The sequence below is a fragment of the Emticicia sp. 21SJ11W-3 genome, assembly GCF_024138715.1.
Classification (GTDB): Bacteria; Bacteroidota; Bacteroidia; order Cytophagales; family Spirosomataceae; genus Emticicia; species Emticicia fluvialis.
On sequence record NZ_CP092074.1, the window covers coordinates 4,029,776 to 4,050,613 of the forward strand.

At 41.8% G+C, this 20,838-nt stretch carries 18 protein-coding genes and 4 tRNA genes; 5 read left to right on the forward strand and 17 right to left on the reverse strand.

Annotation, left to right across the window (positions count from 1 at the left end; translation table 11 throughout):
- Nucleotides 1-42: 42 nt before the first annotated feature.
- Nucleotides 43-708, forward strand: a complete 666-nt coding sequence (locus tag MB380_RS17085) for a CBS domain-containing protein (protein WP_253528754.1) — start codon at nt 43-45, stop codon at nt 706-708.
- Here MB380_RS17085 and MB380_RS17090 read toward each other — a convergent pair.
- The 8 genes from MB380_RS17090 to MB380_RS17125 all read right to left on the reverse strand — a co-directional run bounded on the left by MB380_RS17090 (nt 698) and on the right by MB380_RS17125 (nt 6,851).
- Nucleotides 698-1,942, reverse strand: a complete 1,245-nt coding sequence (locus MB380_RS17090; RefSeq protein WP_101728428.1) for a TCR/Tet family MFS transporter — start codon at nt 1,940-1,942, stop codon at nt 698-700. The genes MB380_RS17085 and MB380_RS17090 overlap by 11 nt on opposite strands.
- A 201-nt stretch (nt 1,943-2,143) precedes the next feature.
- Nucleotides 2,144-3,331 carry an elongation factor Tu gene (tuf, locus tag MB380_RS17095; protein ID WP_101728427.1) on the reverse strand — a complete coding sequence of 396 codons (1,188 nt, stop codon included), beginning with the start codon at nt 3,329-3,331 and terminating at the stop codon, nt 2,144-2,146.
- A 362-nt stretch (nt 3,332-3,693) separates the two neighbouring features.
- A tRNA-Thr gene (locus tag MB380_RS17100) sits at nt 3,694-3,765 on the reverse strand.
- Nucleotides 3,766-3,849: 84 nt separating this feature from the next.
- Nucleotides 3,850-3,922: transfer RNA gene (locus MB380_RS17105), tRNA-Gly, on the reverse strand.
- Between the two features lie 41 nt (nt 3,923-3,963).
- Nucleotides 3,964-4,049: transfer RNA gene (locus tag MB380_RS17110), tRNA-Tyr, on the reverse strand.
- Nucleotides 4,050-4,249: 200 nt separating this feature from the next.
- Nucleotides 4,250-5,293, reverse strand: coding sequence for an outer membrane beta-barrel protein (locus MB380_RS17115; RefSeq protein ID WP_253528757.1), 1,044 nt, complete (start codon nt 5,291-5,293; stop codon nt 4,250-4,252).
- Between the two features lie 47 nt (nt 5,294-5,340).
- Complete coding sequence (locus MB380_RS17120; protein WP_253528759.1) at nt 5,341-6,234, reverse strand: hypothetical protein; 894 nt, start codon at nt 6,232-6,234, stop codon at nt 5,341-5,343.
- A 62-nt stretch (nt 6,235-6,296) separates the two neighbouring features.
- A complete protein-coding gene (locus MB380_RS17125; RefSeq protein WP_253528761.1) occupies nt 6,297-6,851 on the reverse strand; it encodes an RNA polymerase sigma factor in 555 nt (184 codons plus the stop codon).
- A gap of 262 nt (nt 6,852-7,113) precedes the next feature.
- Between MB380_RS17125 and MB380_RS17130 the strand changes: the two genes are divergently transcribed.
- A tRNA-Cys gene (locus MB380_RS17130) sits at nt 7,114-7,184 on the forward strand.
- Nucleotides 7,185-7,285: 101 nt separating this feature from the next.
- Here the strand turns inward: MB380_RS17130 and MB380_RS17135 are convergent.
- Nucleotides 7,286-8,233: a hypothetical protein gene (locus MB380_RS17135; RefSeq protein WP_253528763.1), complete on the reverse strand. Its 948-nt coding sequence runs from the start codon at nt 8,231-8,233 to the stop codon at nt 7,286-7,288.
- A gap of 271 nt (nt 8,234-8,504) precedes the next feature.
- Between MB380_RS17135 and MB380_RS17140 the strand changes: the two genes are divergently transcribed.
- Nucleotides 8,505-9,695 carry an MFS transporter gene (locus MB380_RS17140; protein ID WP_253528765.1) on the forward strand — a complete coding sequence of 397 codons (1,191 nt, stop codon included), beginning with the start codon at nt 8,505-8,507 and terminating at the stop codon, nt 9,693-9,695.
- Here the strand turns inward: MB380_RS17140 and MB380_RS17145 are convergent.
- The 6 genes from MB380_RS17145 to fmt all read right to left on the reverse strand — a co-directional run bounded on the left by MB380_RS17145 (nt 9,692) and on the right by fmt (nt 15,091).
- The gene (locus MB380_RS17145) at nt 9,692-10,129 is read right to left on the reverse strand and encodes an NUDIX domain-containing protein (RefSeq protein ID WP_253528767.1); all 438 of its coding nucleotides are present in this window, start codon (nt 10,127-10,129) and stop codon (nt 9,692-9,694) included. The genes MB380_RS17140 and MB380_RS17145 overlap by 4 nt on opposite strands.
- 121 nt (nt 10,130-10,250) lie before the next feature.
- Nucleotides 10,251-10,388 (reverse strand): hypothetical protein, encoded by a 138-nt coding sequence (locus MB380_RS17150; RefSeq protein ID WP_253528770.1) that lies wholly within the window; start codon nt 10,386-10,388, stop codon nt 10,251-10,253.
- A gap of 150 nt (nt 10,389-10,538) precedes the next feature.
- The gene (locus MB380_RS17155; RefSeq protein ID WP_409014597.1) at nt 10,539-11,576 is read right to left on the reverse strand and encodes an adenine-specific methyltransferase EcoRI family protein; all 1,038 of its coding nucleotides are present in this window, start codon (nt 11,574-11,576) and stop codon (nt 10,539-10,541) included.
- A gap of 9 nt (nt 11,577-11,585) precedes the next feature.
- Nucleotides 11,586-12,461 (reverse strand): EcoRI family type II restriction endonuclease, encoded by an 876-nt coding sequence (locus MB380_RS17160; protein WP_253528772.1) that lies wholly within the window; start codon nt 12,459-12,461, stop codon nt 11,586-11,588.
- Nucleotides 12,462-12,696: 235 nt separating this feature from the next.
- On the reverse strand, nt 12,697-14,070 hold the full coding sequence (locus tag MB380_RS17165; RefSeq protein ID WP_253528774.1) for a S10 family peptidase: 1,374 nt from the start codon (nt 14,068-14,070) through the stop codon (nt 12,697-12,699).
- A gap of 109 nt (nt 14,071-14,179) precedes the next feature.
- A complete protein-coding gene (fmt, locus tag MB380_RS17170) occupies nt 14,180-15,091 on the reverse strand; it encodes a methionyl-tRNA formyltransferase (protein ID WP_253528776.1) in 912 nt (303 codons plus the stop codon).
- 251 nt (nt 15,092-15,342) lie between these two features.
- On the opposite strand from fmt, the gene greA reads away from it, so the two are divergent.
- Entirely contained in the window at nt 15,343-15,819 is a 477-nt protein-coding gene (gene greA / locus MB380_RS17175) for a transcription elongation factor GreA (protein WP_253528783.1), read from the forward strand.
- A 75-nt stretch (nt 15,820-15,894) separates the two neighbouring features.
- On the opposite strand, the gene MB380_RS17180 is transcribed toward greA, so the two are convergent.
- Nucleotides 15,895-17,145, reverse strand: a complete 1,251-nt coding sequence (locus MB380_RS17180) for an MFS transporter (RefSeq protein ID WP_253528785.1) — start codon at nt 17,143-17,145, stop codon at nt 15,895-15,897.
- A gap of 221 nt (nt 17,146-17,366) precedes the next feature.
- Here MB380_RS17180 and MB380_RS17185 point away from each other — a divergent pair, with 221 nt between their 5' ends.
- Nucleotides 17,367-19,013: a M1 family metallopeptidase gene (locus tag MB380_RS17185; protein ID WP_253528798.1), complete on the forward strand. Its 1,647-nt coding sequence runs from the start codon at nt 17,367-17,369 to the stop codon at nt 19,011-19,013.
- On the opposite strand, the gene MB380_RS17190 is transcribed toward MB380_RS17185, so the two are convergent.
- Nucleotides 19,010-20,719: a two-component regulator propeller domain-containing protein gene (locus tag MB380_RS17190; RefSeq protein ID WP_253528800.1), complete on the reverse strand. Its 1,710-nt coding sequence runs from the start codon at nt 20,717-20,719 to the stop codon at nt 19,010-19,012. The two genes, MB380_RS17185 and MB380_RS17190, sit on opposite strands and share 4 nt — an antisense overlap.
- Nucleotides 20,720-20,838 lie beyond the last annotated feature (119 nt).

Below are 20,838 nucleotides of genomic sequence, written 5' to 3' on the forward strand. Positions count from 1 at the left end.
GTTACCTTACCGCCCGCGGGATTATACTAAAAACTAAAAAGAATGACGGCTGCTCAAATTATCAACCACGAATTACCCATCTTAAAACTTACCGACACGGTGGGTGATGCTTTGAGCTGGATGGAGGAGAATCGTATAAGCCAACTGGTGGTTGTTGATAATGAACAATATCAGGGCATTTTAAGCGAAGACATATTACTGAACTACGATGAAGAACTGGCGATATCGGAAGTAATGCCCCAATATACCGAAGCGTACATTTTTGATGACCAACACCTTTATGAGGCACTGGGTTTAATTTCAAAATTTCAGTTGCAGATATTAGGCGTGGTAGATGAAGACAAAGTATTTACCGGCGCAATTACCGCAACTGAAATATATAACCGCTTCGGCGAATTACTTGGCGTTCAGGAACCCGGAGCGGTGCTGGTGATTGCCATAAAAAACAGAGACTATTCTCTGGCAGAAATCAGCCGGCTGGTGGAGTCAGACAATGCCAAAATCCTGAGCAGTTATTTTAACGGCAGCGAATTCGGCGAAGAAAACGCGTCAAAACTTACCCTGAAAATAAACAGAAAGAATATTTCTTCAATTGTTGCTACACTTGAGCGTTTTGGCTACATGGTTGAAGGAGCCTACGCGCACGAACCCATAGACAGCATTGAACAGGAACGTTACGATATGCTGATGAAATACCTTAGTGTTTAATTGACTCTGCCTGTTCTACTTTTGTAGTATGCTTTCTTAGCGTTTTTATAATCAATATCAGACTGATGGTGGTCAGAATTGCCGCGGCAAGAAACGGAACTCCCGGAAAATACACCGGTGCGCCCTTTTCAGTAAACCTGTAGAACAGACCCGTCATTAAAACAGGGCCAATAATAGAAGCCACACTGTTGAGGCTGGTGAGTGAACCCTGCAATTCACCTTGTTCATTTGGAGGCACCTGGCCTGAAATAATTCCCTGCATGGCAGGCCCGGCCAGCCCCCCGAGTGCAAAAGGCACCATAATAGCATAAACCATCCAACCCTCATTGGCAAAACAATACGCTACCGAACCAAATATTGAAAAGGCAAAACCTACATAGATAGCATTTCTGGTACCCAGTTTAGGAATTACCAGGCGGGTAAGAAAACCTTGTACAAAAGCTATCATTACCCCTATAAATGTAAGAGAAAACCCTACTTCCTGCTCTGTCCAGTTAAATTTTTCTTTAGTAAAATAAGTCCAGGTTCCCTGGGTTGAAAAATTAGATATATAAACAAGGAATAAAGCGCCTACCAATCCGGTAATCATCGGAAACCGACGAATACTCATTAAAGCGCCAATAGGGTTAGCCCGTTTCCAGTTAAATTTCCTGCGGTTTTCAATACTGAGCGACTCCGGCAATACAAAATATCCATACAGCCAGTTCAGAATAGTAAGCCCACCTGCAACCATAAACGGTGCGCGTGTACCCAGATGACTTACAAAACCGCCGATAGACGGCCCTATAATAAACCCTAACCCAAATGCGGCACCAATCATTCCAAAATTCTGCGCACGTTTGTCAGGCGTACTGATGTCGGCCATGTAGGCAGCTGCGGTTGTAAAACTTGCTCCCATTACGCCTGCAATGATTCTGCCTACAAACAACCACCCTATATTTGGGGCAAATACCAGCAACAGGTAGTCAAGCCCAAAGCCAAATAAAGAGGCAAGCAACACAGGCCGACGCCCGTATTGATCGCTTAAGCCCCCCATTACCGGCGAAAACAGAAACTGCATAACCGAATAAGCCGCAAAAAGCCAGCCGCCGTATCGGGCAGCGCCGCTGATATCCACATGTGCCAGTTCTGAAATCAACCTTGGCAAAACAGGGATAATTACACCAAATCCGATGGAATCAATTAAAACAGTAATGAGCACAAACGAGGTGGCAGCACTTCTTTTGACAGACATAGTTCAGTTTGGTAAGTTTTGTACAAAATAATTGATTTCCAGGGATAAAACCGCTCTGCCTCCTGAAAATTATATCAATATTAAGGCAATTTAATATGTTTCTAAACTGCCGGGGTATGGCCAGTACGGCTTAGTGGTTTTATAAAAAACAAAGAGCGCTCCCTTGCGGAAGCGCTCTTCTATATTTCTGCTCAATTAAAATCAAGAAATGATTTCAGTTACCTGACCAGCACCTACTGTACGACCACCTTCACGAATCGCGAAACGAAGACCTTTATCCATGGCAATGGCATTGATCAATTTCACTTCGATAGTGATGTTATCGCCAGGCATAACCATTTCAACACCTGCAGGTAGAGTAATTTCACCTGTTACGTCAGTTGTACGGAAATAGAACTGTGGACGGTATTTGTTAAAGAATGGCGTGTGACGACCACCTTCTTCTTTGCTCAATACATAAACCTCAGCTTTGAAGTGAGCATGTGGTTTAACTGAACCTGGTTTACAGATAACCATACCACGTTTGATATCGGTTTTCTCAATACCGCGAAGCAATAGACCAACGTTATCACCGGCTTCACCACGGTCAAGGATTTTACGGAACATCTCTACACCAGTTACAACTGATTTCAAGCCTTCAGCACCCATACCCAGGATTTCAACAGGCTCACCAGAGTTGATTACACCAGTTTCAATACGACCAGTTGCAACAGTACCACGACCTGTGATTGAGAACACGTCTTCAACCGGCATCAAGAATGGTTTGTCAGTTGCACGAGCTGGAAGTGGAATGAATGTATCAACTGCTTCCATCAATTGTTCGATAGTAGCAACCCATTTAGGCTCTCCGTTCAAACCACCAAGAGCTGAACCTTGAATTACTGGGATATTATCACCATCGTATTTATAGAATGACAACAAGTCACGGATCTCCATTTCAACAAGTTCCAATAACTCAGGATCATCTACCATGTCAACTTTGTTCATGAACACAACCAATTGAGGTACACCTACCTGACGGGCAAGAAGGATGTGCTCACGGGTTTGTGGCATAGGACCATCAGTTGCAGCTACTACAAGAATAGCACCATCCATCTGAGCAGCACCAGTTACCATGTTTTTCACGTAGTCAGCGTGACCAGGACAGTCAACGTGAGCATAGTGACGATTAACTGTTTGATATTCTACGTGCGCTGTATTGATAGTGATACCACGCTCTTTTTCTTCCGGGGCGTTGTCGATAGATGAGAAATCTCTTTTATCTGCCAATCCTTTCTCAGAAAGCACCTTTGTGATGGCAGCTGTCAATGTTGTTTTACCGTGGTCAACGTGACCAATAGTACCAATGTTTACGTGAGGCTTGCTACGGTCAAAATTCTCTTTTGCCATGATTATTGAAGTCTAAATATTAGATTTATTACAAATTTATTAATTTTCACTTTGATGAGCCTTCTTGCAGAACAGTTTTTGTACTTGCCAAGTTTCCCGCGTATGGAAGAAAACTCTTATTTTAAATTGTAAACCAGATTTCCGCAACTCATATCCTGATATTACTGATTTACTTTTCTTGAGGAAAGAACTATCTTTTGGAATTCGAGCATTCAATATAAGACAGTCTGGAATTTACTCGTGTAAACTTTTCCTAAACAAAAAATGCTCTTTTCAAAGTTAGAGCCTTCAAGCAGGATTGAACAGTAACGACTGCCGCTGCCAACCCCTTCCTTACCAAGAACCACTCATTTCAAAGTTAGAGCCTTCAAGCAGGATTGAACTGCCGACCTCTTCCTTACCAAGGAAGTGCTCTACCACTGAGCTACGAAGGCTTTTATTATCGAGCGGGAGACGGGTCTCGAATCGGTAACGACCGAACCGCCACCACCTAAAGATTGAATCGTCTATCGCTTTCGAGCGGGAGACGGGTCTCGAACCCGCCACCTATAGCTTGGAAGGCTATCGCTCTACCAAATGAGCTACTCCCGCTTAATTTCAATAATTCGTGATTCGGAATTCACGATTAATTATGGTGGGGGCGGATGGATTCGAACCACCGTAAGCGTAAGCTAGCAGATTTACAGTCTGCCCCATTTGGCCACTCTGGTACACCCCCTTAATTTTTATTGCCATCCGGAACCCTTAACAAAGAACATTCTGTCCGAATGGGAGTGCAAAATTATATTCTTTTTTTTAATTGTCAAATATTCACCCCCAAAAAAAATCAATTCTTTTTTATTTTTTTTTCGACCTATGACTTAAAACCAAAAAAAGGGCGAAAACTCACACGTTTTCACCCTTTTTTTATTGAAAAAATTACAGTCTGATACCGATTGTCCAGGCCTGCAGGCCTGCCGCATTTTCCTGGCTGCTCTTAAACAACTCACCCATATCGTATCGGCCAAAGAAGGTAATGCCCCTGCGCTTGCCAATCTCTGCCACCAGACCATACCTAAAATCGTTCAGGCCATAGTTATCTTTATTAATTTCTTTCTTGCTGCTGTCGCTGTACTTCAACTTACGGTAACTACCTACTCTATACCCTACATAGCCACCCAAACCTATTTTAAATTTAGCCTCTTCAAACCCGAAATTGAACATAATGGGCAAATTAAGGCTGGTTACCACCAATTTACTTTTATTGAGGTCTTTGGCCGATTTGAAAAATTCTATCTTCCCGGTACTATTATCAATGTAGTTGTTACCTTCAAACATAAAATTGTTCCAGGCAATCTCGGGGCCATAGCTGATGGCAAAATCTACCTGCTTGCCATTAATAAGCGTGGCATTTCTCTGGAAGGATAATGCTACAAAGCGCGACCCCCAGGTTTGCAAATCAGGCACCGTTGAAGGCCCATTAGCCCAGTTATTCAAGCCCAGATATATTCCAAAGTCTGACTTAGAAAAAAACCTGCTATTGCTGCTTTTCTTTTCAGGCTTTGAAGACCAGGTTCTGGTCTCGCTACTTTTTTCTTCTTCATTATCTCTAGTATCAGACCTGCTCCAGTGGTCATTGTCTTCTTTGTCTTTTCTGCTCAAGTCGCCGGCATCGCTGGTTATAATTTTCAAGCTTCTGCCGTCTGCTGCCGCAATTACCAAAGTATCTTGTTTAGCGTTGTTCTGTTCAAGCAAAGCTATTGTTCTTCTTCTTTCCGCTGAATCTACCCCCAGGGTTTTCAATACATTTTCCAGATTAAGGTTGCGTGGTAATTCAAAATCTTTATTGCCCGATGTATAAACCGTTACCCGTTTCTTTACACCCTTATCTGTAAACTCTACTATGGTGGTGTCTTGCTTAACAGCTGCCTTTACCGAAATGCATCCTAATAGTATTAAGAGGATTAGTCCAATTCTTTTCATTATTTTGTTGCTAATTAAATTTTTCTGCTCAAACGGGTTTTTATTAATTATCTGAAATCTTCTTCTCTTTTCTGCATTCTTACTATACGGCGTTGCACAAAATCTCTTACATCTTCCCGCTCTTCTTTAAACAAACCTTCGTCTACACGAGCTACCGCATCTTTTACACCTATTCTTTTTAAGTCTACTTTTTCACCGTATTTAAAGTTTTTGTATTCGCCATACAATTTGGCAAGGAAAGATTTATCTTTCTCGGCCTTTTCTTCTGCCTGTGCATTGTTGCTTTCGTTCAGTGCGGCAAGCGAGTTGTCTTCAATAGGTGTAACAATGAGTGTTACAGATTCGCCCAGATGATACTTTGAAGCAGCCGATGCAGGTTTCTCTTTAAGAGCAATCGTATTTTTACCGGCAAGTGTTTCTAAAGGCAATGGTTTCAATTCGTCTTTAGCATTACTAGCCAGTGCATTCGCTGCCTGCGGTGTATCTATAATCACTTTGTCTTCTGGGGCTGGCAGTTTTACCGTTTCTTTATTAGTTATGGCGGCTTTGTTCTGAGCAACGGTAATTTTGCCGGCCGTTGCCTGGCTGCCAAGCTCAGGGGTGTTGTTTTCAGCACGGGCAATTAATGCCTTGTTCTCTTTCCCTTCCGGCGCCAAAGGCTGCTTAACAGCCTCAACTTTTTTAGAACTGGTATTATTGGCCGCCAGGTTGTTACCCCCGGTATTGTTTTGTGATAGAACACCTATGGTAAGTACTGCCACCACACCAGCTGCTGCGGCATAGTATGCCCAGTTGCGGTTGATAGCAAAAACTCCACCGCGACGTTTGGTTTGTTTTTCCTGCAAACGCGCCTGAAATTTCTCAAATGCTTTCTGAGAGGGTTCCTGGCGATGCTCGGCCAGTTTTCTGGCAAAAAGTTCGTCAATTGGATGTTTCTTCATTTTTATAACTGATATTTTCATATCCCCGGCCGATTCGTCGGCACGCCCTTAAAGGGGAAATATTAAACAACACTTTTTTCTACTTTCAATAATTTACTCTGCAAAATGGCTCTCGCCCTGCTTAGCTGAGACTTGGAGGTACCTTCTGAAATACCCAGCAGCTCGCCAATTTCCTGATGATTATAGCCCTCAATGGCATACAGGTTAAAAACCATTTTGTAGCCATCGGGTAATTGGTCAATCAGCCGCATTAAATCTTCAGCCTCCAGGTTTGTGCTAAACGCCGACGCGCTGGGTTCTTCTATGGCATACTCAAGGTCAACCGAAATCATTTTTTTGCTACGCACATACATCAGCGCCTCGTTAATCATGATTCTTCTCACCCAGCCTTCAAAACTTCCCTGAAACGTAAATTGGTCTATCTTATCAAAAATCTTCATAAACCCTTCAATCATTACGTCTTCAGCCTCCATTTTATCTCCCACATACCGATTACAAACTGCCAGCATCTTAGAAGCAAATTTCTCGTATAGCCGAGTCTGTGCTTTCGGATCCTGCCGCTGTACCGCCTTTGCGAGGTCGTATTCGTTAGTGAATAAAGATAAAATTCTGGTCATAAAATCATACGTTCATAAGCAAGATGCAAAAAACTATTGAAAGGGTTGCGTGCAGAACAAAAAAATATTGCAAAGCCTAAAATATTTTTTTTTGCTGTGTATTTGCAAAACAACAGACTTGGCAAAAGCATTCCAAACTGATTTATGGACGAATGAACCGCCTGCTGATTAGTAATGAATGCAGCCGGTTTGATTAAATAAAGTTTTTTTTCAGATTTCTTTGGGAGTTTAGTTCAATGCTTGTACTTTTGCACTCCCAAAAGGTCCTGTGGCCGAGTGGCTAGGCAGAGCTCTGCAAAAGCTTCTACAGCGGTTCGAATCCGCTCGGGACCTCAAAAATTCAAAAAAGCACCTCAAAAGGGTGCTTTTTTTGTGGCATAAAAAAAAGTGTTGCCAAAATCAGGCAACACTTTCCGACATATTTAAACGTATTACTAACCTTTTTTTCTCTTCGCTGGTTTTGTTCTCTCTTTCTCCTCTGTCACTCCGTTAACGGTTACTGTATATTTCAGGTCGCAGGTGCCGTCTCCGTAATCAACGGTTTTAGTATCACCCGAGAACGGCTTAATTTCGATGGTTCCACTAACCGGGAATCCCTTGGCATTATTGCACGAATGTTTCACAACCAGTGCTTTGGTTATGGTAGACGTAAACTGGGTACCATCGCTGGCTTTGGCTGTGGTTGAACCCGTTGTCTGAAACTCGTCATCTTCTTTGCTGGCGGTTCCTTTGTTATCAACCACACGTTTTTTAGTGCTTGTATAAGTAATTACCTTGCTTGTATTGGTATTGGTGATAGACACATTGGCCATTTTCTCGTCGGCAGTGGCTTTTCCACTGGCCAATGTAGTAGTTATGGTATGTGTGCCATTCAATACCAGTGTATCACGTTTCAGGTTTTCATAAGTTACGGTTCTGGTTAGGGTACCCGTAAAGCCGGAGTCTGGTTTTACCGGCATGGTAATTGTTAACTTACCTCCTACCTCTTTATCTTTGCATACGCCACCGGCCACAGCTGTGTAGTCAAACACAATGGTAATTTTATTGTCGGCCACGGTTTTGGTTACTTCAGCGCAATTATCAAATTTGCCTTTCCAGGGTTTATCCCAGCCCATGCCCAATATCGGGAAATGCCCTCCACCCGGCTTAGGGCCGTCGGGGCCTCCGGCTTCACGCAAATTACGCCCGCCAAATGGTAGAAAAGTGATGTCGTCAATCAGGTCATAAGCATCTTCCGACTCGTCCTGAATTGTCTGATTATCGGCTATCACCGCCGACTGGGCATCCGGTGTAAGTGAATTGGTGTCAGACTCTTTGGTACAACTAACTACCATGCCCATTGCCAAAGCAATTGCGCCCAATTTTAAAGAGTAATTTTTCATCGGTTTTTTGTGAAAATTAAATAGTGAACAAATGCAGATAAGTGTACACTTTTTACCATAAACAGTGATTCAGCCAGGTTAAAGATTTCGTCTCTGAAGCAATGACGAACACCCCGATTAAAATGGTTGCACGAGCCATATTAAAATTCGTGAGTGCCTGACCATCAACCATTTCGGGACTGATTGCAAAAAATTGCACTTTATTACTGAATGATATTTAGAAACAAAGTTTAGTTTGCAAATGCCCGAAACGATACTTTACTTTTGTAGAATGGAACAACAATCTGAATCTGAAAGTATCTTCTCTTTTCAATACTGGCTTTTGTGTATCAGTTCACTGGTCTTCTTTGCGAGCTTCAATATGCTTATTCCCGAGCTGCCCGATTACCTCTCAAAACTGGGTGGTGCAGAGTACAAAGGTCTTATCATTAGTCTTTTTACCTTAACTGCCGGGTTTTCAAGGCCTTTCAGCGGCCGGCTTACCGACCGCATCGGCCGGGTACCTGTTATGGCCTTTGGCTCGCTGGTTTGTTTCGTATGCGGATTCTTTTATCCGTTAGTTACATCTGTTATGCCTTTTTTGTTTTTACGATTAGCGCACGGGTTCTCTACCGGCTTTAAGCCAACAGGCACTGCTGCCTATATTGCAGATATTGTACCGGCATCAAGAAGAGGAGAAGCAATGGGAATGCACGGGTTGATGAGTAGTTTCGGGATGGCCTTTGGCCCAGCACTTGGCAGCTGGATTGCCGATACCTTCTCTATGAATGTTTTGTTTTATGTATCGTCTATGTTTGCGCTTATATCCATTGCTATTTTATACAACATGAAAGAAACCCTGCCTGTAAACCAGCAGGAAAAACTCAGTTTAAAAACATTGAAGATTACGCAGAGCGATATTTTTGATGAGATGGTGCTTCCGGCGGCTGTTGTTATATTTCTGACTTCTTTCAGCTTCGGAGCCATTGCCACGCTATCGCCCGACCTCAGTAAAAGTATCGGGCTGCACAATAAAGGGCTGTATTTTCTGGTATATACCCTGGCCTCTTTATTTATACGTTTTATGGCCGGTAGAATATCTGATAAAAACGGCCGTGTGCCAGTGCTGCGCTGGGGCTGTTTTGCGCTCATAATTGCCATGGGGTTCACGGCATTTGCCCATAATATTTATCTGTTTGTAATTGCGGCTGTTTTCTTTGGTATGGCACAGGGGGTGCTGTCTCCTATTTTGCAGGCATGGACAATCGACTTGTGCGATGAACACAACCGCGGACGCGCCCTTGCTACCATGTATATATGTATGGAAGCCGGCATTGGTCTGGGCGCTTTTCTTTCTGCCGAGATTTACCAGAATCAGCTTTATCGTATGCCCTATGCTTTTCTTATCATGGGCGGGCTCGCCATTCTGGCTTTCGTATATTTGTTTACAGGCAAGGTACGCCGTATTAAGGAGGCATTTTAAAACCAGGCTTGTTCAAGCTTACCAACGTATTTATCGGCAAGTTTGCCTGCCAAATGCGCTTGAAGGCTGATGCTGACGTTAGGATACAGATGCAGGGTGTCCAGGTCTGCAATATCAACCCACCTGATGTCAATGGCCGAGGTATGCTCGGGGTTCAATGCTGGTGTGCCTGCAGTAATTTTTCCCTCAAAAATAAAATGGATACATTGCTTCTGTTGCTCTGAGAAATGCACCTCTCCTACCATTAGCAGCTCGCCTATCTGTGCTTTAATGCCCAGCTCTTCTTCCAGCTCGCGCTCAAGTGCGGCGGTGAGCATTTCGCCATACTCAAGGTTACCACCCGGTAAATTAAATACGTCCTGTCCTCCATACTGGTAATGCATGGTTAATAACTTATCATCTTCTAGAATGACAACAGCCGGTCTGATTTTCATAGCTATTCAACTCAAAGTGGATTTTTCTACAATAATGAATTAGTGAAGGGTGAATTAGCGAATAACAGGTAATCAATTCACCATTCTTAATATCATCATTACGAATCTAATAGGTTACTATTTATTTCAATGCAGTGTCGTAAAACTTGTCTGCGTCTTTTTTTAGTTTTATTAACGATTCTTTATGGATATACATCATGTGTCCGGCCTCAAAATACGTAAAATTTACATTTTTCTTTTGTTCGGGGCGTAGCATCATGTGGTTAGATGTTTATATATGAGCAAAAGGGTTAAAAGTAAAGCCCCAAAGGGTAGGGGCTGGTAAAAAAATCTTACACTTAAAATATTTTATCAAGTTGTTAAAATGGGTTGCTTATTTTTCGGTTTCTAAGATTAAACTGCCTTTTCCTTATCCCTCGGTACTGACACGATAGTATGCAATAGCTTTTTTTCTATCTTTTTGTGATATATTTTGTATTCGTTTATTTTTAATTAATATCCTAAAATATGGGCATTTCCCATCTATTGATAAGTCTTTGTCATCGTTTCCTTTTCTGAATTTAATTAGCTCAAATTGGTCAGGATTAAATTTATGTAAAAATGTAATAGGTACCCCTATATGCCCATCATAGTCCAATGGTATGACTTCTGTTTTATCAACGTTTATACCTTCATAGTTGTCATATTTTGGATATTTATCTTCATTTCCAAAGTATTTTTTTGTTAGTTGAATGTCTTCGTGTCGCTTAAAGTTGTCCAAGTTGGTTAGCCATAAGCAATTATTTGGTGATACTATTCTGTTTCCAAGATTATCTATTCTTGCTTCTGTGCCATAAAGTTCGTAGTGGTCAGGCACAATAAAGCCTGAAATACCTCTGCCAAGATTTATCCCTAACCAAGCTTTATTATCTTTGATAAGCTTAAAAATTTCTTTGTATGTAATTGCGTTTATATTGCCAATTATTAAAAATTTCTTATCATACTTTACCAATTGTGCTACATATTCTCTGAATAACGAGAATGGGGGGTTTGTAACAACAATATCTGATTGCTTTAATAGTTTAATGCTTTCAGGACTGCGGAAATCGCCATCACCTTTAAAGTGAACAATATCATTAGAATTTGGCTTGTCCGTTTCTCCCTCTTTACCAGTATATTCAAAGAAAAAACCATTTTCAGTTTCTTCTGTATTAAATAAATCATTCTTTTTTTCTTGATAGCAAGCAGCAATCAATTTTTTTAGTCCTAATTCTTTGAAATTGGATGAAAAATATTTAAAAAAGTTACTGATACGAGCATCATCACAATTACAAAAAACTACCTTGTCTTTAAAATGGTTTTTATAATATTTTAATTCACTTTCTATATCGGAAAGCTGTGTATAGAATTCATCGCTTTTCGATTTCTTAGCTTTTTGCAATAATTTATTATTTGCGTTTCTTGCCATAATTGCTCTTTATTTACTTTTAGTAATCTGATTGAACAAATCACTTCCTAACACTTTAAGGGAGGTTTTTGCAATTTCAAACATAATTTCAAACATTTCTGTTCTGTCCCACCTTTCTCCTTTCCCTTGTGTGTAGATAGACGCTGCTTGAAGCATAATCGTCTTGTCTTTATGCTGAACAAATTTATTTTCACACAAATTGGTGTTAATGGGCATTCCAAAATTTGCTGAGGTCAGTCTATCTAATCTATTTAACATCCCTGAGTTATATTCAAGCGTTACAATCCTACCATCATGTCCTATAATCGAAATTGTTTCTGTCAAAAAGTTTGAACCTTCTAAAAATAGTACATAAGGAAAATGGGATTCAGAAAGCATATAGTTAGCAATTTCTGATATGTTTTTATGTGACCTTTCTATCGCATTTCCCGCAGCCATTAAGTCTTGATTATTAGCCGTACCGACTAAAATTCCCTTTCTAATGTTTTCTATGTCTTTTCCTTGATGTTTAGCTTCTGTCACCAAAACTATTCTCCATTCATCGTTATCATCTTTTACTTTGATTATTCCGCCATCAGGAATAATTCTTGAATTTGGAACAAAAAGCGTTTGACCTAATTCTGGGTCAATTTTCTTTAACGCTGCATTTATTTCTTCTTTTCGTATGTATTTTTTATATTGAAACGTCAACTGAGGATAATCCATTTCAAGTTTTTCAATAACAAGTTTTGATATTTGTCCAACAGTTAAATCGTGTGACTTTGCCCCATCCCCGAAGATGCTTACAACGCCTTGCGATTTTTTATGCTGGGTTGTCAACCTTGTTGATTGGTTCTTTTCAGCCATAAAATTATTTTCTATTTGGTTAAGATCTTGAAATTTCAATTTTGAACCGTGTTTTAGCTTCTTGTTTCAGGGTTACGGTGTGTGATGTATGACCACTTGTAAAACTTTTTAGCCTGCTTAACAAGTACACACTGTAACCAATGCTATTATCGCCCCAGACCTCAATTTTGGGGTCTGTTGTGCTATGGCTGCAACTTAGTTAGTAATATAAAACTGCAAAATACGGCAATTTTTTAAGATTTGCATTGCCAATAGATAATATGGTATTCAACCTTTAAATTAAAGTATATTCAGCAGCAAAATAGGGCGTGGCCAGATCATAATACCCGGCGGCTACCCATACCTTCAGGTAAGGATTCTTGGCCATAGCCTGGCGTAGCGTTTCACTTACGTTCAGATATTTGTTCTGCACGTTGTTGTAGTTCCAGGGTTGAACACGGCCCGTCAGAATCAGGTAGGGCAAATCGTTTTCGTATTTCAGTTCCTGCCGTAAATACTGATTTATGGTACCCGAATAAGGGCCAGAAATTGTTGCATCAAGGCTGGGGTCAAACTCATATCTTTCTCCGGCGTTATCATAATCAATTCCGGTAAAGCGGCCGTCCAGTCGCCCGGCTGTTTTACCTTCGTCACGCAGCAACTCTTTTACAAAACGAAAGATTTCAATCCTGTTATTGGCATTTTTTATAAATTCTTTAGATAACCCCGTAAACCTGCTCAGTTTTTCAGTTACCATATTTTTTTCGGCATCACTGGCTAAATCGCCCTTCATTAATACAGTTGCGTAATCGTTAAGCACAAACTTCTCAACCTCGCGTAAGGTCTTCTGTAAGTCGGCCTGATACTCCGGTGCTATCTTCTTATGATACCATGCCATGGCGGTGTAAGTTGGTAAGAAAAGCTCGAACGGCAAATCGTTTCCCTTATCAAAAAGTGCAGTCTGAAAATTGAGGATGGACGATATCAAAGCTACGCCGTTAATATACATATTGTATTTGTCTTGCAGATACCCCGATAGACCGGCTGCACGAGTAGTGCCGTAGCTCTCGCCGGCCAGAAACTTGGGCGATACCCAGCGGCCATATTTAGTAGCATGCAGCCGGATAAACTCCCCTACCGATTCTATGTCTTCTACATAACCCAGAAACTGGCGTTCGCTTTCGCCCTGAGCGGCGCGGCTATAGCCTGTGTTTACAGGGTCAATAAACACCAGGTCTGTTTTATCTAACCAGCTGTACTCATTATTAACATACGAATATGGCGGAGCCAGAGACTCTCCTTTGTCGCTCATGGGTATTCTTTTAGGGCCAATGCAGCCCATGTGCAACCAAACCGAAGCTGAACCGGGGCCTCCGTTAAAAGTATAAGTAACCGGGCGTTTAGACAAGTCCGTTACCCCATCTTTAGTATAAGCAACAAAGAACACATTAGCTTTTGGCTTTCCGTTTTCATCTTTTACAACCATGTAGCCGGTGCGCGTAGTATAATTAATGGTTTGCCCGCCAATAACTACCTGGCCTTTGGTTTCAACCGGTGGTGGCACAACCTGAGCAGTAGCCGGCTTTTCATCAGCTTTTTTCTCCGGTGTCTGGCCCAGGGCGGCCAGGCCAAGCCCTACTAATAGAATAGTATATCTTAGTTTGTTCATGTATGTCAGGGTAATTGTCTGAAAGCAAAAATATAAAAATTACTAAATCAGGCTAAAAAGTAGATACAAAAAAGAAAACAATTGCCATCTGGTAACAAATCAAAGCCACTTAAAGCCTGAAACCTCTCAGAAAGTCTTCTACGTTCATTCTTTTTTTACCTTCCATTTGTAGTTCTTTAATACGCAACAGTTTATCGGCACATTTAAAAGCCAGAAAAGTCTTGTTATCGGTCTGCATACCTCCGGCCTCCAAATCAGGCGCGTCGGTATCTGTCATTTCAGAAAGATATACCTTGCAGGTTTTGCCCGCGAGGGTTGTCCATGCCCCCGGATACGGCGATAACCCACGAATAAAATTCTGTACTTTCTCTGCTGGCTGGCTCCAGTTAATCTCACAGGTTTCTTTAAATATTTTGGGTGCGGGGCGTAGTTCATCATCTGAATGCTGCGGCAATTGCGGATAATCTCCAATCTCAATTGCTTTAACTGTTTTTAAAACCAGGTCGGCGCCTCGTTCCATCAGCCTGTCATGAACTGTTCCGGCGTTATCGTGCGGATAAATCGGTTCCTTGTCTACAAAAATAATATTGCCCGTGTCAATTTCCTGTTTTATAAAGAAAGTGGTTACACCTGTTACGGTATCGCCGTTAATAACCGCCCAGTTAATAGGCGCAGCGCCTCTGTACTGCGGCAGTATAGAACCATGCAGATTAAAAGTACCCTTGGGTGGCATATTCCAAACCACTTCTGGCAGCATTCTGAAAGCCACCACCACCTGCAAATCTGCATTGAAACTTTTTAGCTGCTCCAGAAACTCAGGATTCTTGAGCTTTTCAGGTTGCAAAACAGGTATATTCTGAGACACCGCATATTTTTTCACAGGTGTTTCGTTCATTTGCAGGCCCCTGCCCGACGGCTTGTCGGGGGCTGTTACCACCGCTACTACTTCGCATCCGTTCTCTACCAGCTTCCTTAAACTCGCCACTGCAAAATCTGGCGTACCCATAAAAACTATTCTCATATTTTATCTGTTGTATAGTTACATGGTATCAAATATGTAGTATCAAAAATACATCAATTAAAAAAATCTTTGTACCTTTGTTATCTAAATTACACAAATGAACCAAAGTCGAGCAAATAAAGTATTTTTTCGAGTAAAATTCAGGTAGTTTCTTTGATAAAATTCAAAAATTTATCAGGAACGGTCGAATTTTCGCCGTTCTTTTTTTGTCCACCCCTCAGAACAAAGGGGTTTTTAAATTTATAAGCGATATGTCAAAATTCCAGTATTACACAGAAGAAGGGTACAATAACCTTAAAAATAAACTTCAGGAACTTAAAACCAAAGGCAGAGCGGATATTGCACGCCAGATTGCCGAGGCTCGTGATAAAGGCGACTTATCTGAAAATGCGGAGTATGATGCCGCAAAAGACGCTCAGGGCCTGATGGAGATGGAGATTTCGAAGCTGGAAGAATTGATGGCCAATGCACGTATCCTTGATGAGTCAACTATCGACACCTCTAAAGTTTCGTTGTTGTCTAAAGTAAAAATAAAAAATAAGAAAAATGGCGCTTTGATGACCTACACGCTGGTGTCGGAAGAAGAAGCAGATTTGAAACAAGGTAAGATTTCAGTAAACTCACCTTTCGGAAAAGGTTTGTTCGGTAAAAAAGTAGGTGAAATGGCGCAGATTCAGGCGCCTGCCGGATTGGTTGAGGTTGAAGTACTGGAAATCAGCAGACAATAGAACAAAAATCTTTACTTTATAGCTTACTAGTGAAAGGCCATTCTTATAGATGGCCTTCGCTATTTTAAGGCATCATCAAGAGTTTTTCTCAAGCTTCACTGCAAAAAGCCCTTTTGAGCGCGTAAGTAAAGTACCCACTACAACCAGCGTCATTACTCCTCCAAAAATAACAGTAGGCACTGCCCCGATAAGTTTGGTCAATAGCCCCGACTCAAAAGCCCCGAGTTCATTAGAACAACTGACAAATATACCACTTACCGAATTAACACGCCCACGCATGTGGTCTGGAGGTAAAACCTGCAGAATTGTCTGCCTTATAACCACACTAACGCTGTCAAAAGCACCTGTAAGAAATAACGCCCCTACCGATAACCAGAAACTGGTTGACACCGCAAATACCAATGTGGCAAGCCCGAAACCGGTTACAGCGATTAGCATATTGCGCCATGCTTTGCGCGTGGGCGGAAAATACGCCGTACCCAACATAGTAAGCACCGCACCTAAACCGGGAGCGGCACGCATAATGCCCAAACCCTGTGCACCAACGTGCAGAATATCCTTGGCAAATACTGGTAGAATAGCCACAACACCCCCAAACAGCACCGAAAACATATCCAACATAATGGCGTAAAAGAGTATCCTGTTCCGGGTTACAAAACTGATGCCTTCTTTCAGGCTTTTGAAAACATCAGCCTGCTTCTCTATATTCTGAATACCCTTTTTTGAGATGCGCGAAACAAAAATGAAAGCAGTCAGAAAAAGAAGAATTACCAGTACCAAAACATTAGTCAGCCCAAGCCAGCTATACAAAAACCCGGCAGAAGCCGGCCCCAGAATAGAGCCTGTCTGCCAGAACTGGCTGCTCCAAGAGGCCGAGTTTGAGTAGTGTTCGGCCGGAACCAGAAACGGCTTCAATGAAGACCACGCCGGGCCATAAAACCCTCGGGCTACACCCAGAAAGAAAACCGTAAGATAAATAAAGTTTTTTTGCTGTGCCAGGCTGAATCCGTGGTCGGTAGAAGGATGAGTTACCCATAGCAAAAGCAATGAGCACATCATAATAATGGTATAACAAACCTGAATGATGGTTCGCTTATCTTTGCGGTCGGCAAAGTAACCCCCAAACAAAGCCAGCGATATATACGGAATCGCCTCAAAAAGGCCAATCAACCCAAGCGAAAGGGGGTCGTGTGTTATTTCATACAGGTAATAACTTACAACCACCTCCTGCACCAGAATGGCAACTGTAAATATAAACTGAGCAGTAATAAAGTATCTGAACTCCGGGTACCGGAGGGCGGCATAAGGGTCCTTTGCTTGTTTCATGTTTATTTAAAATGAGGCATAACACCCATTGGTGTATCCGACCTTTTAAATTGCTGATTGTTTACGCTTATTTTATTACAATTTTTAGCCCGAAACAGTTTTGATATCAGCCAATACTTTTTTGATTTTAAGCCGAAAGGAGCTCAATTGTTGATTTTATGAACTCGTTTTATTCAAAGTAAATATTTTAGACTAACTTTGGCTAATCGAAATTTATGAATATGAAATTGTTAAAAACAACACTTCTCTCTATCAACTTACTATTATTTATTGCTGCCAAAGGGCAATTTCAGAAAAAAGAGTTCAGCCGTGAAGACACCCTCCGTGGAAGCATTACGCCTGAGCGCAGCTGGTGGGATTTAAAATACTATGAACTGCGAATCAGGGTGAACCCCGCCGAAAAATACTTGTCGGGCAGTACTACTGTTATGTATGAAGTACTAAAACCGCACAAGGTAATACAGATTGACCTGCAACCTCCGCTAAAGGTTGATAAAGTAACACAAGACGGCAAAGAGCTAACTTTTAAGGTAGATGGCCATAATGCCTACATGATTAACCTGACCAAAAAGCAGGTAAAAGGCAAAAATGAATCTATTGTAGTACATTATTCTGGCAAACCTATTGTAGCAAAACGCCCACCTTGGGATGGCGGCGTGCAATGGGTAAAAGACGCTGATGGCAACGATTACGTGGCTACGTCTTGCCAGGGTCTGGGTGCCAGTGCATGGTGGCCAAACAAAGACCACATGTATGACGAATGCGACAGCATGCTGATTGCCATAACCGTACCTGAAAAACTGAAAGATATCTCTAACGGCCGCCTGCGCAGGGTAGTTGACAATACCGATGGCACCAAAACGTTTGAGTGGTTTGTTAAAAACCCTATCAACAACTACGGTATCAACATGAATATCGGTAACTATACTCATTTTAATGATACATTTAAGGGTGAAAAGGGTGTACTGACCCTTGACTATTACGTATTGCCCGAAAACCTTGAGAAAGCAAAGGAACATTTTAAACAGGTGCCCATGATGCTGAAGGCATTTGAGCACTGGTTTGGGCCTTACCCTTTCTATGAAGACGGCTATAAACTGGTTGAAGTACCTTATCTGGGTATGGAGCACCAAAGCTCGGTTACGTATGGTAATAAATATAAAAACGGGTATCTGGGCAGAGACTTATCTGGCACAGGCTGGGGGTTAAAATGGGATTTTATTATAGTGCATGAGTCGGGCCATGAATGGTTTGCCAATAATATTACTTACAAAGACATTGCCGATATGTGGATTCATGAGAGTTTTACCAACTACTCAGAAAATCTGTTTACCGAATACTACTTTGGCAAAGAAGCCGGCGCGGCTTATGTGATTGGCTGCCGTAAAAACATCGAAAACAAATCGCCCATTATAGGCACTTATGGCGTAAATAATGGTGGCTCGGGTGATATGTACTACAAAGGCGGAAACATGCTGCATACTTTGCGCCAGATAGTAAACGATGATGAAAAATGGAGACAGGTGTTGCGTGGATTAAACAAGACGTTCTATCACCAGACCGTAACTACCAAACAGATTGAAGATTTTGTAAGCCAAAGCAGCGGTAAAAACTTCAGTAAAGTTTTTGACCAATACCTGCGAGACATCCGGGTTCCGGTGCTTGAATATAAAATTGAAAACGGCAGGTTATCTTACAGATGGGGGAATTGTATTGAAGGATTTGATATGCCCGTGAAAGTGTCTGTTGATAACGGGCCAATGGATTTTATTTATCCTGCCACCAGTTGGAAGACCTTAGATAAAAGCAATGTAAGCGACATTGCGCTGGACAATAACTTTTATGTTGCCATTAACAAGGTAAATTAACGCACCACGGCCAGTTTACCTACATAACTTTCAGAACCATCGGCAGCGATGCTGAAAACCATATATACACCGGATACAGTACGGCTGATTGACGAATCTGTCAGATTCCATGAGGCCGTACCTCCATTTGATTTCGTTTCGTAAATCAAACGACCAGCCGCATCAGTAATTTTCACCACGCTGTTTTCTTTAAGACCTGAAATGGTTAATACGCCTTGAAAATCAGGCCGGATAGGATTAGGGTAGATGCTCACAGAACTAAAATTTTCTTCAGGTTCTGTGGCATCAGTCTGATACGAAAGCAAACCCTTTGTGGTTAAAACAAAAATCTCTCCCGTTTTGGTGTCGATACTTAAACCGGTTATTTCGTAGTCCGGTAAAGGGCTGTTTTCTTCAGTAAAATGCTGAATCAACTCATCAACCGAGGGGTTAAATAAATTGAGCCCGTTATTAGTACCAATCCATTTTCTGTTGCCCCCATCCACTACTATTTTGTTTATGGTTTCCTGCAGTAAAATTCTTCTACCTGCACTATTAAAAGGAGTATAAGCATCTACCGGTCTTGAAAAAACATCTCTTGCTGTTATTACCGCTGCAACTCCGTCGTTCGTACCAATCCAGACCACACCATCCCTGTCAATAGCAAGCGTATTAACTCTGCTACTGGGCAGGTTCCCCGCGTTTCTACCCACTGTATATAAGCGTGTTTGTTGGGTGGCATTATCTGCTACCCTTACACCGTTTGACACGATGTACCACCTAAACCCGTAAGCATCTGTTATATCTTCGGTATAAGCCGGTAACTGATTCAGGGGCAGTGTAGTCCAGGTTTGGTTTTCAAATACATTTCCTATCGTGGCAGCAGAGGCAAATATCTTTGCGCCTGAATAAAAAACGCCCGTGAGTTGCCCGGTAATACCGTTGGGCGAATAACGCCTGAAATCACCCTCCCAATTACTCACCAGCCCGTTTTCAGCGTCAGCAATCCAGAGCTTGCCCTCTGCGTCTGTTTCCATTTCAACAGGATTAACAAGCAGAGGGTCAGCAGGGTAGTCCTTTGGCACAAACAGCTGTTTATTTGTTACGGGTCTCCAGTTACCATAAAATTGCAGATTCACATCGGCAGCATATCTGGCTCCCAGAATACCGTCAGAAGTAAGTACAAAAATGCTGTCGCGGGCAAACAATATTTGTTCCATGCCCAGTTCTTTTCCTCCGCTACCCAGGTTCTGGTAAGTTTCTTTTATTTCGGCCTTTCCGGCATCCAGAACCACCAGGCCAAAGTCAGTGGCCAGATACGCAAAGTCGCCCTTAAACTCAATTGCATTAATACGTTTGGCGGTCTGAATAGTACTGGTGTTTTTAATGAAGTTTACGTTTTCAATTTCAGCAGGTACGCCGTCGGCATCCATTTTTATTAAGTCAAGGTTGCCGTTTTCATACGCCACCAATAGCTTTTTAAGGGTAGGGCTATATCTTATCTGTGTAGGATTTGCTTCTGCCAGACCATCTGCTTTAGATAATTTAGTGGCCTTCCTGTTAAGTTTATCGTAATAAAAGAAGCCATTACCCGAAAAAGCAAACACCTTCTTTTCTACCACCTCTACCCCTTTCAGATTCACATAGTTATTGTGTGTCCGCCAGCTTTTGGTCGGAATCTGCGCCCAGGTCTGAAAGGCCCATAAACAAAACAAAAATCTAAGCATATTTAACTTTGCAAGTGTTATTAAACATAACCGAAGGTATAAAAAAATAATGACTACCTATAGCAATTTACAGGTAGTCATACACAAATATTCAGTAGCCCTATTCCGTACTTTCAGGC

Excerpts from the sequence above, each read along its gene's own strand:
- MB380_RS17090 (WP_101728428.1), bottom strand. The coding sequence starts at position 1,942 with ATGTCTGTCAAAAGAAGTGCTGCCACCTCGTTTGTGCTCATTACTGTT.
- fmt (WP_253528776.1), bottom strand. The coding sequence starts at position 15,091 with ATGAGAATAGTTTTTATGGGTACGCCAGATTTTGCAGTGGCGAGTTTA.
- MB380_RS17155 (WP_409014597.1), bottom strand. The coding sequence starts at position 11,576 with ATGGCAAGAAACGCAAATAATAAATTATTGCAAAAAGCTAAGAAATCG.
- greA (WP_253528783.1), top strand. The coding sequence starts at position 15,343 with ATGTCAAAATTCCAGTATTACACAGAAGAAGGGTACAATAACCTTAAA.
- tuf (WP_101728427.1), bottom strand. The coding sequence starts at position 3,331 with ATGGCAAAAGAGAATTTTGACCGTAGCAAGCCTCACGTAAACATTGGT.
- MB380_RS17120 (WP_253528759.1), bottom strand. The coding sequence starts at position 6,234 with ATGAAGAAACATCCAATTGACGAACTTTTTGCCAGAAAACTGGCCGAG.
- MB380_RS17180 (WP_253528785.1), bottom strand. The coding sequence starts at position 17,145 with ATGAAACAAGCAAAGGACCCTTATGCCGCCCTCCGGTACCCGGAGTTC.
- MB380_RS17140 (WP_253528765.1), top strand. The coding sequence starts at position 8,505 with ATGGAACAACAATCTGAATCTGAAAGTATCTTCTCTTTTCAATACTGG.
- MB380_RS17190 (WP_253528800.1), bottom strand. The coding sequence starts at position 20,719 with ATGCTTAGATTTTTGTTTTGTTTATGGGCCTTTCAGACCTGGGCGCAG.
- MB380_RS17135 (WP_253528763.1), bottom strand. The coding sequence starts at position 8,233 with ATGAAAAATTACTCTTTAAAATTGGGCGCAATTGCTTTGGCAATGGGC.
- MB380_RS17145 (WP_253528767.1), bottom strand. The coding sequence starts at position 10,129 with ATGAAAATCAGACCGGCTGTTGTCATTCTAGAAGATGATAAGTTATTA.
- MB380_RS17085 (WP_253528754.1), top strand. The coding sequence starts at position 43 with ATGACGGCTGCTCAAATTATCAACCACGAATTACCCATCTTAAAACTT.
- MB380_RS17150 (WP_253528770.1), bottom strand. The coding sequence starts at position 10,388 with ATGATGCTACGCCCCGAACAAAAGAAAAATGTAAATTTTACGTATTTT.
- MB380_RS17185 (WP_253528798.1), top strand. The coding sequence starts at position 17,367 with ATGAAATTGTTAAAAACAACACTTCTCTCTATCAACTTACTATTATTT.
- MB380_RS17125 (WP_253528761.1), bottom strand. The coding sequence starts at position 6,851 with ATGACCAGAATTTTATCTTTATTCACTAACGAATACGACCTCGCAAAG.
- MB380_RS17165 (WP_253528774.1), bottom strand. The coding sequence starts at position 14,070 with ATGAACAAACTAAGATATACTATTCTATTAGTAGGGCTTGGCCTGGCC.
- MB380_RS17115 (WP_253528757.1), bottom strand. The coding sequence starts at position 5,293 with ATGAAAAGAATTGGACTAATCCTCTTAATACTATTAGGATGCATTTCG.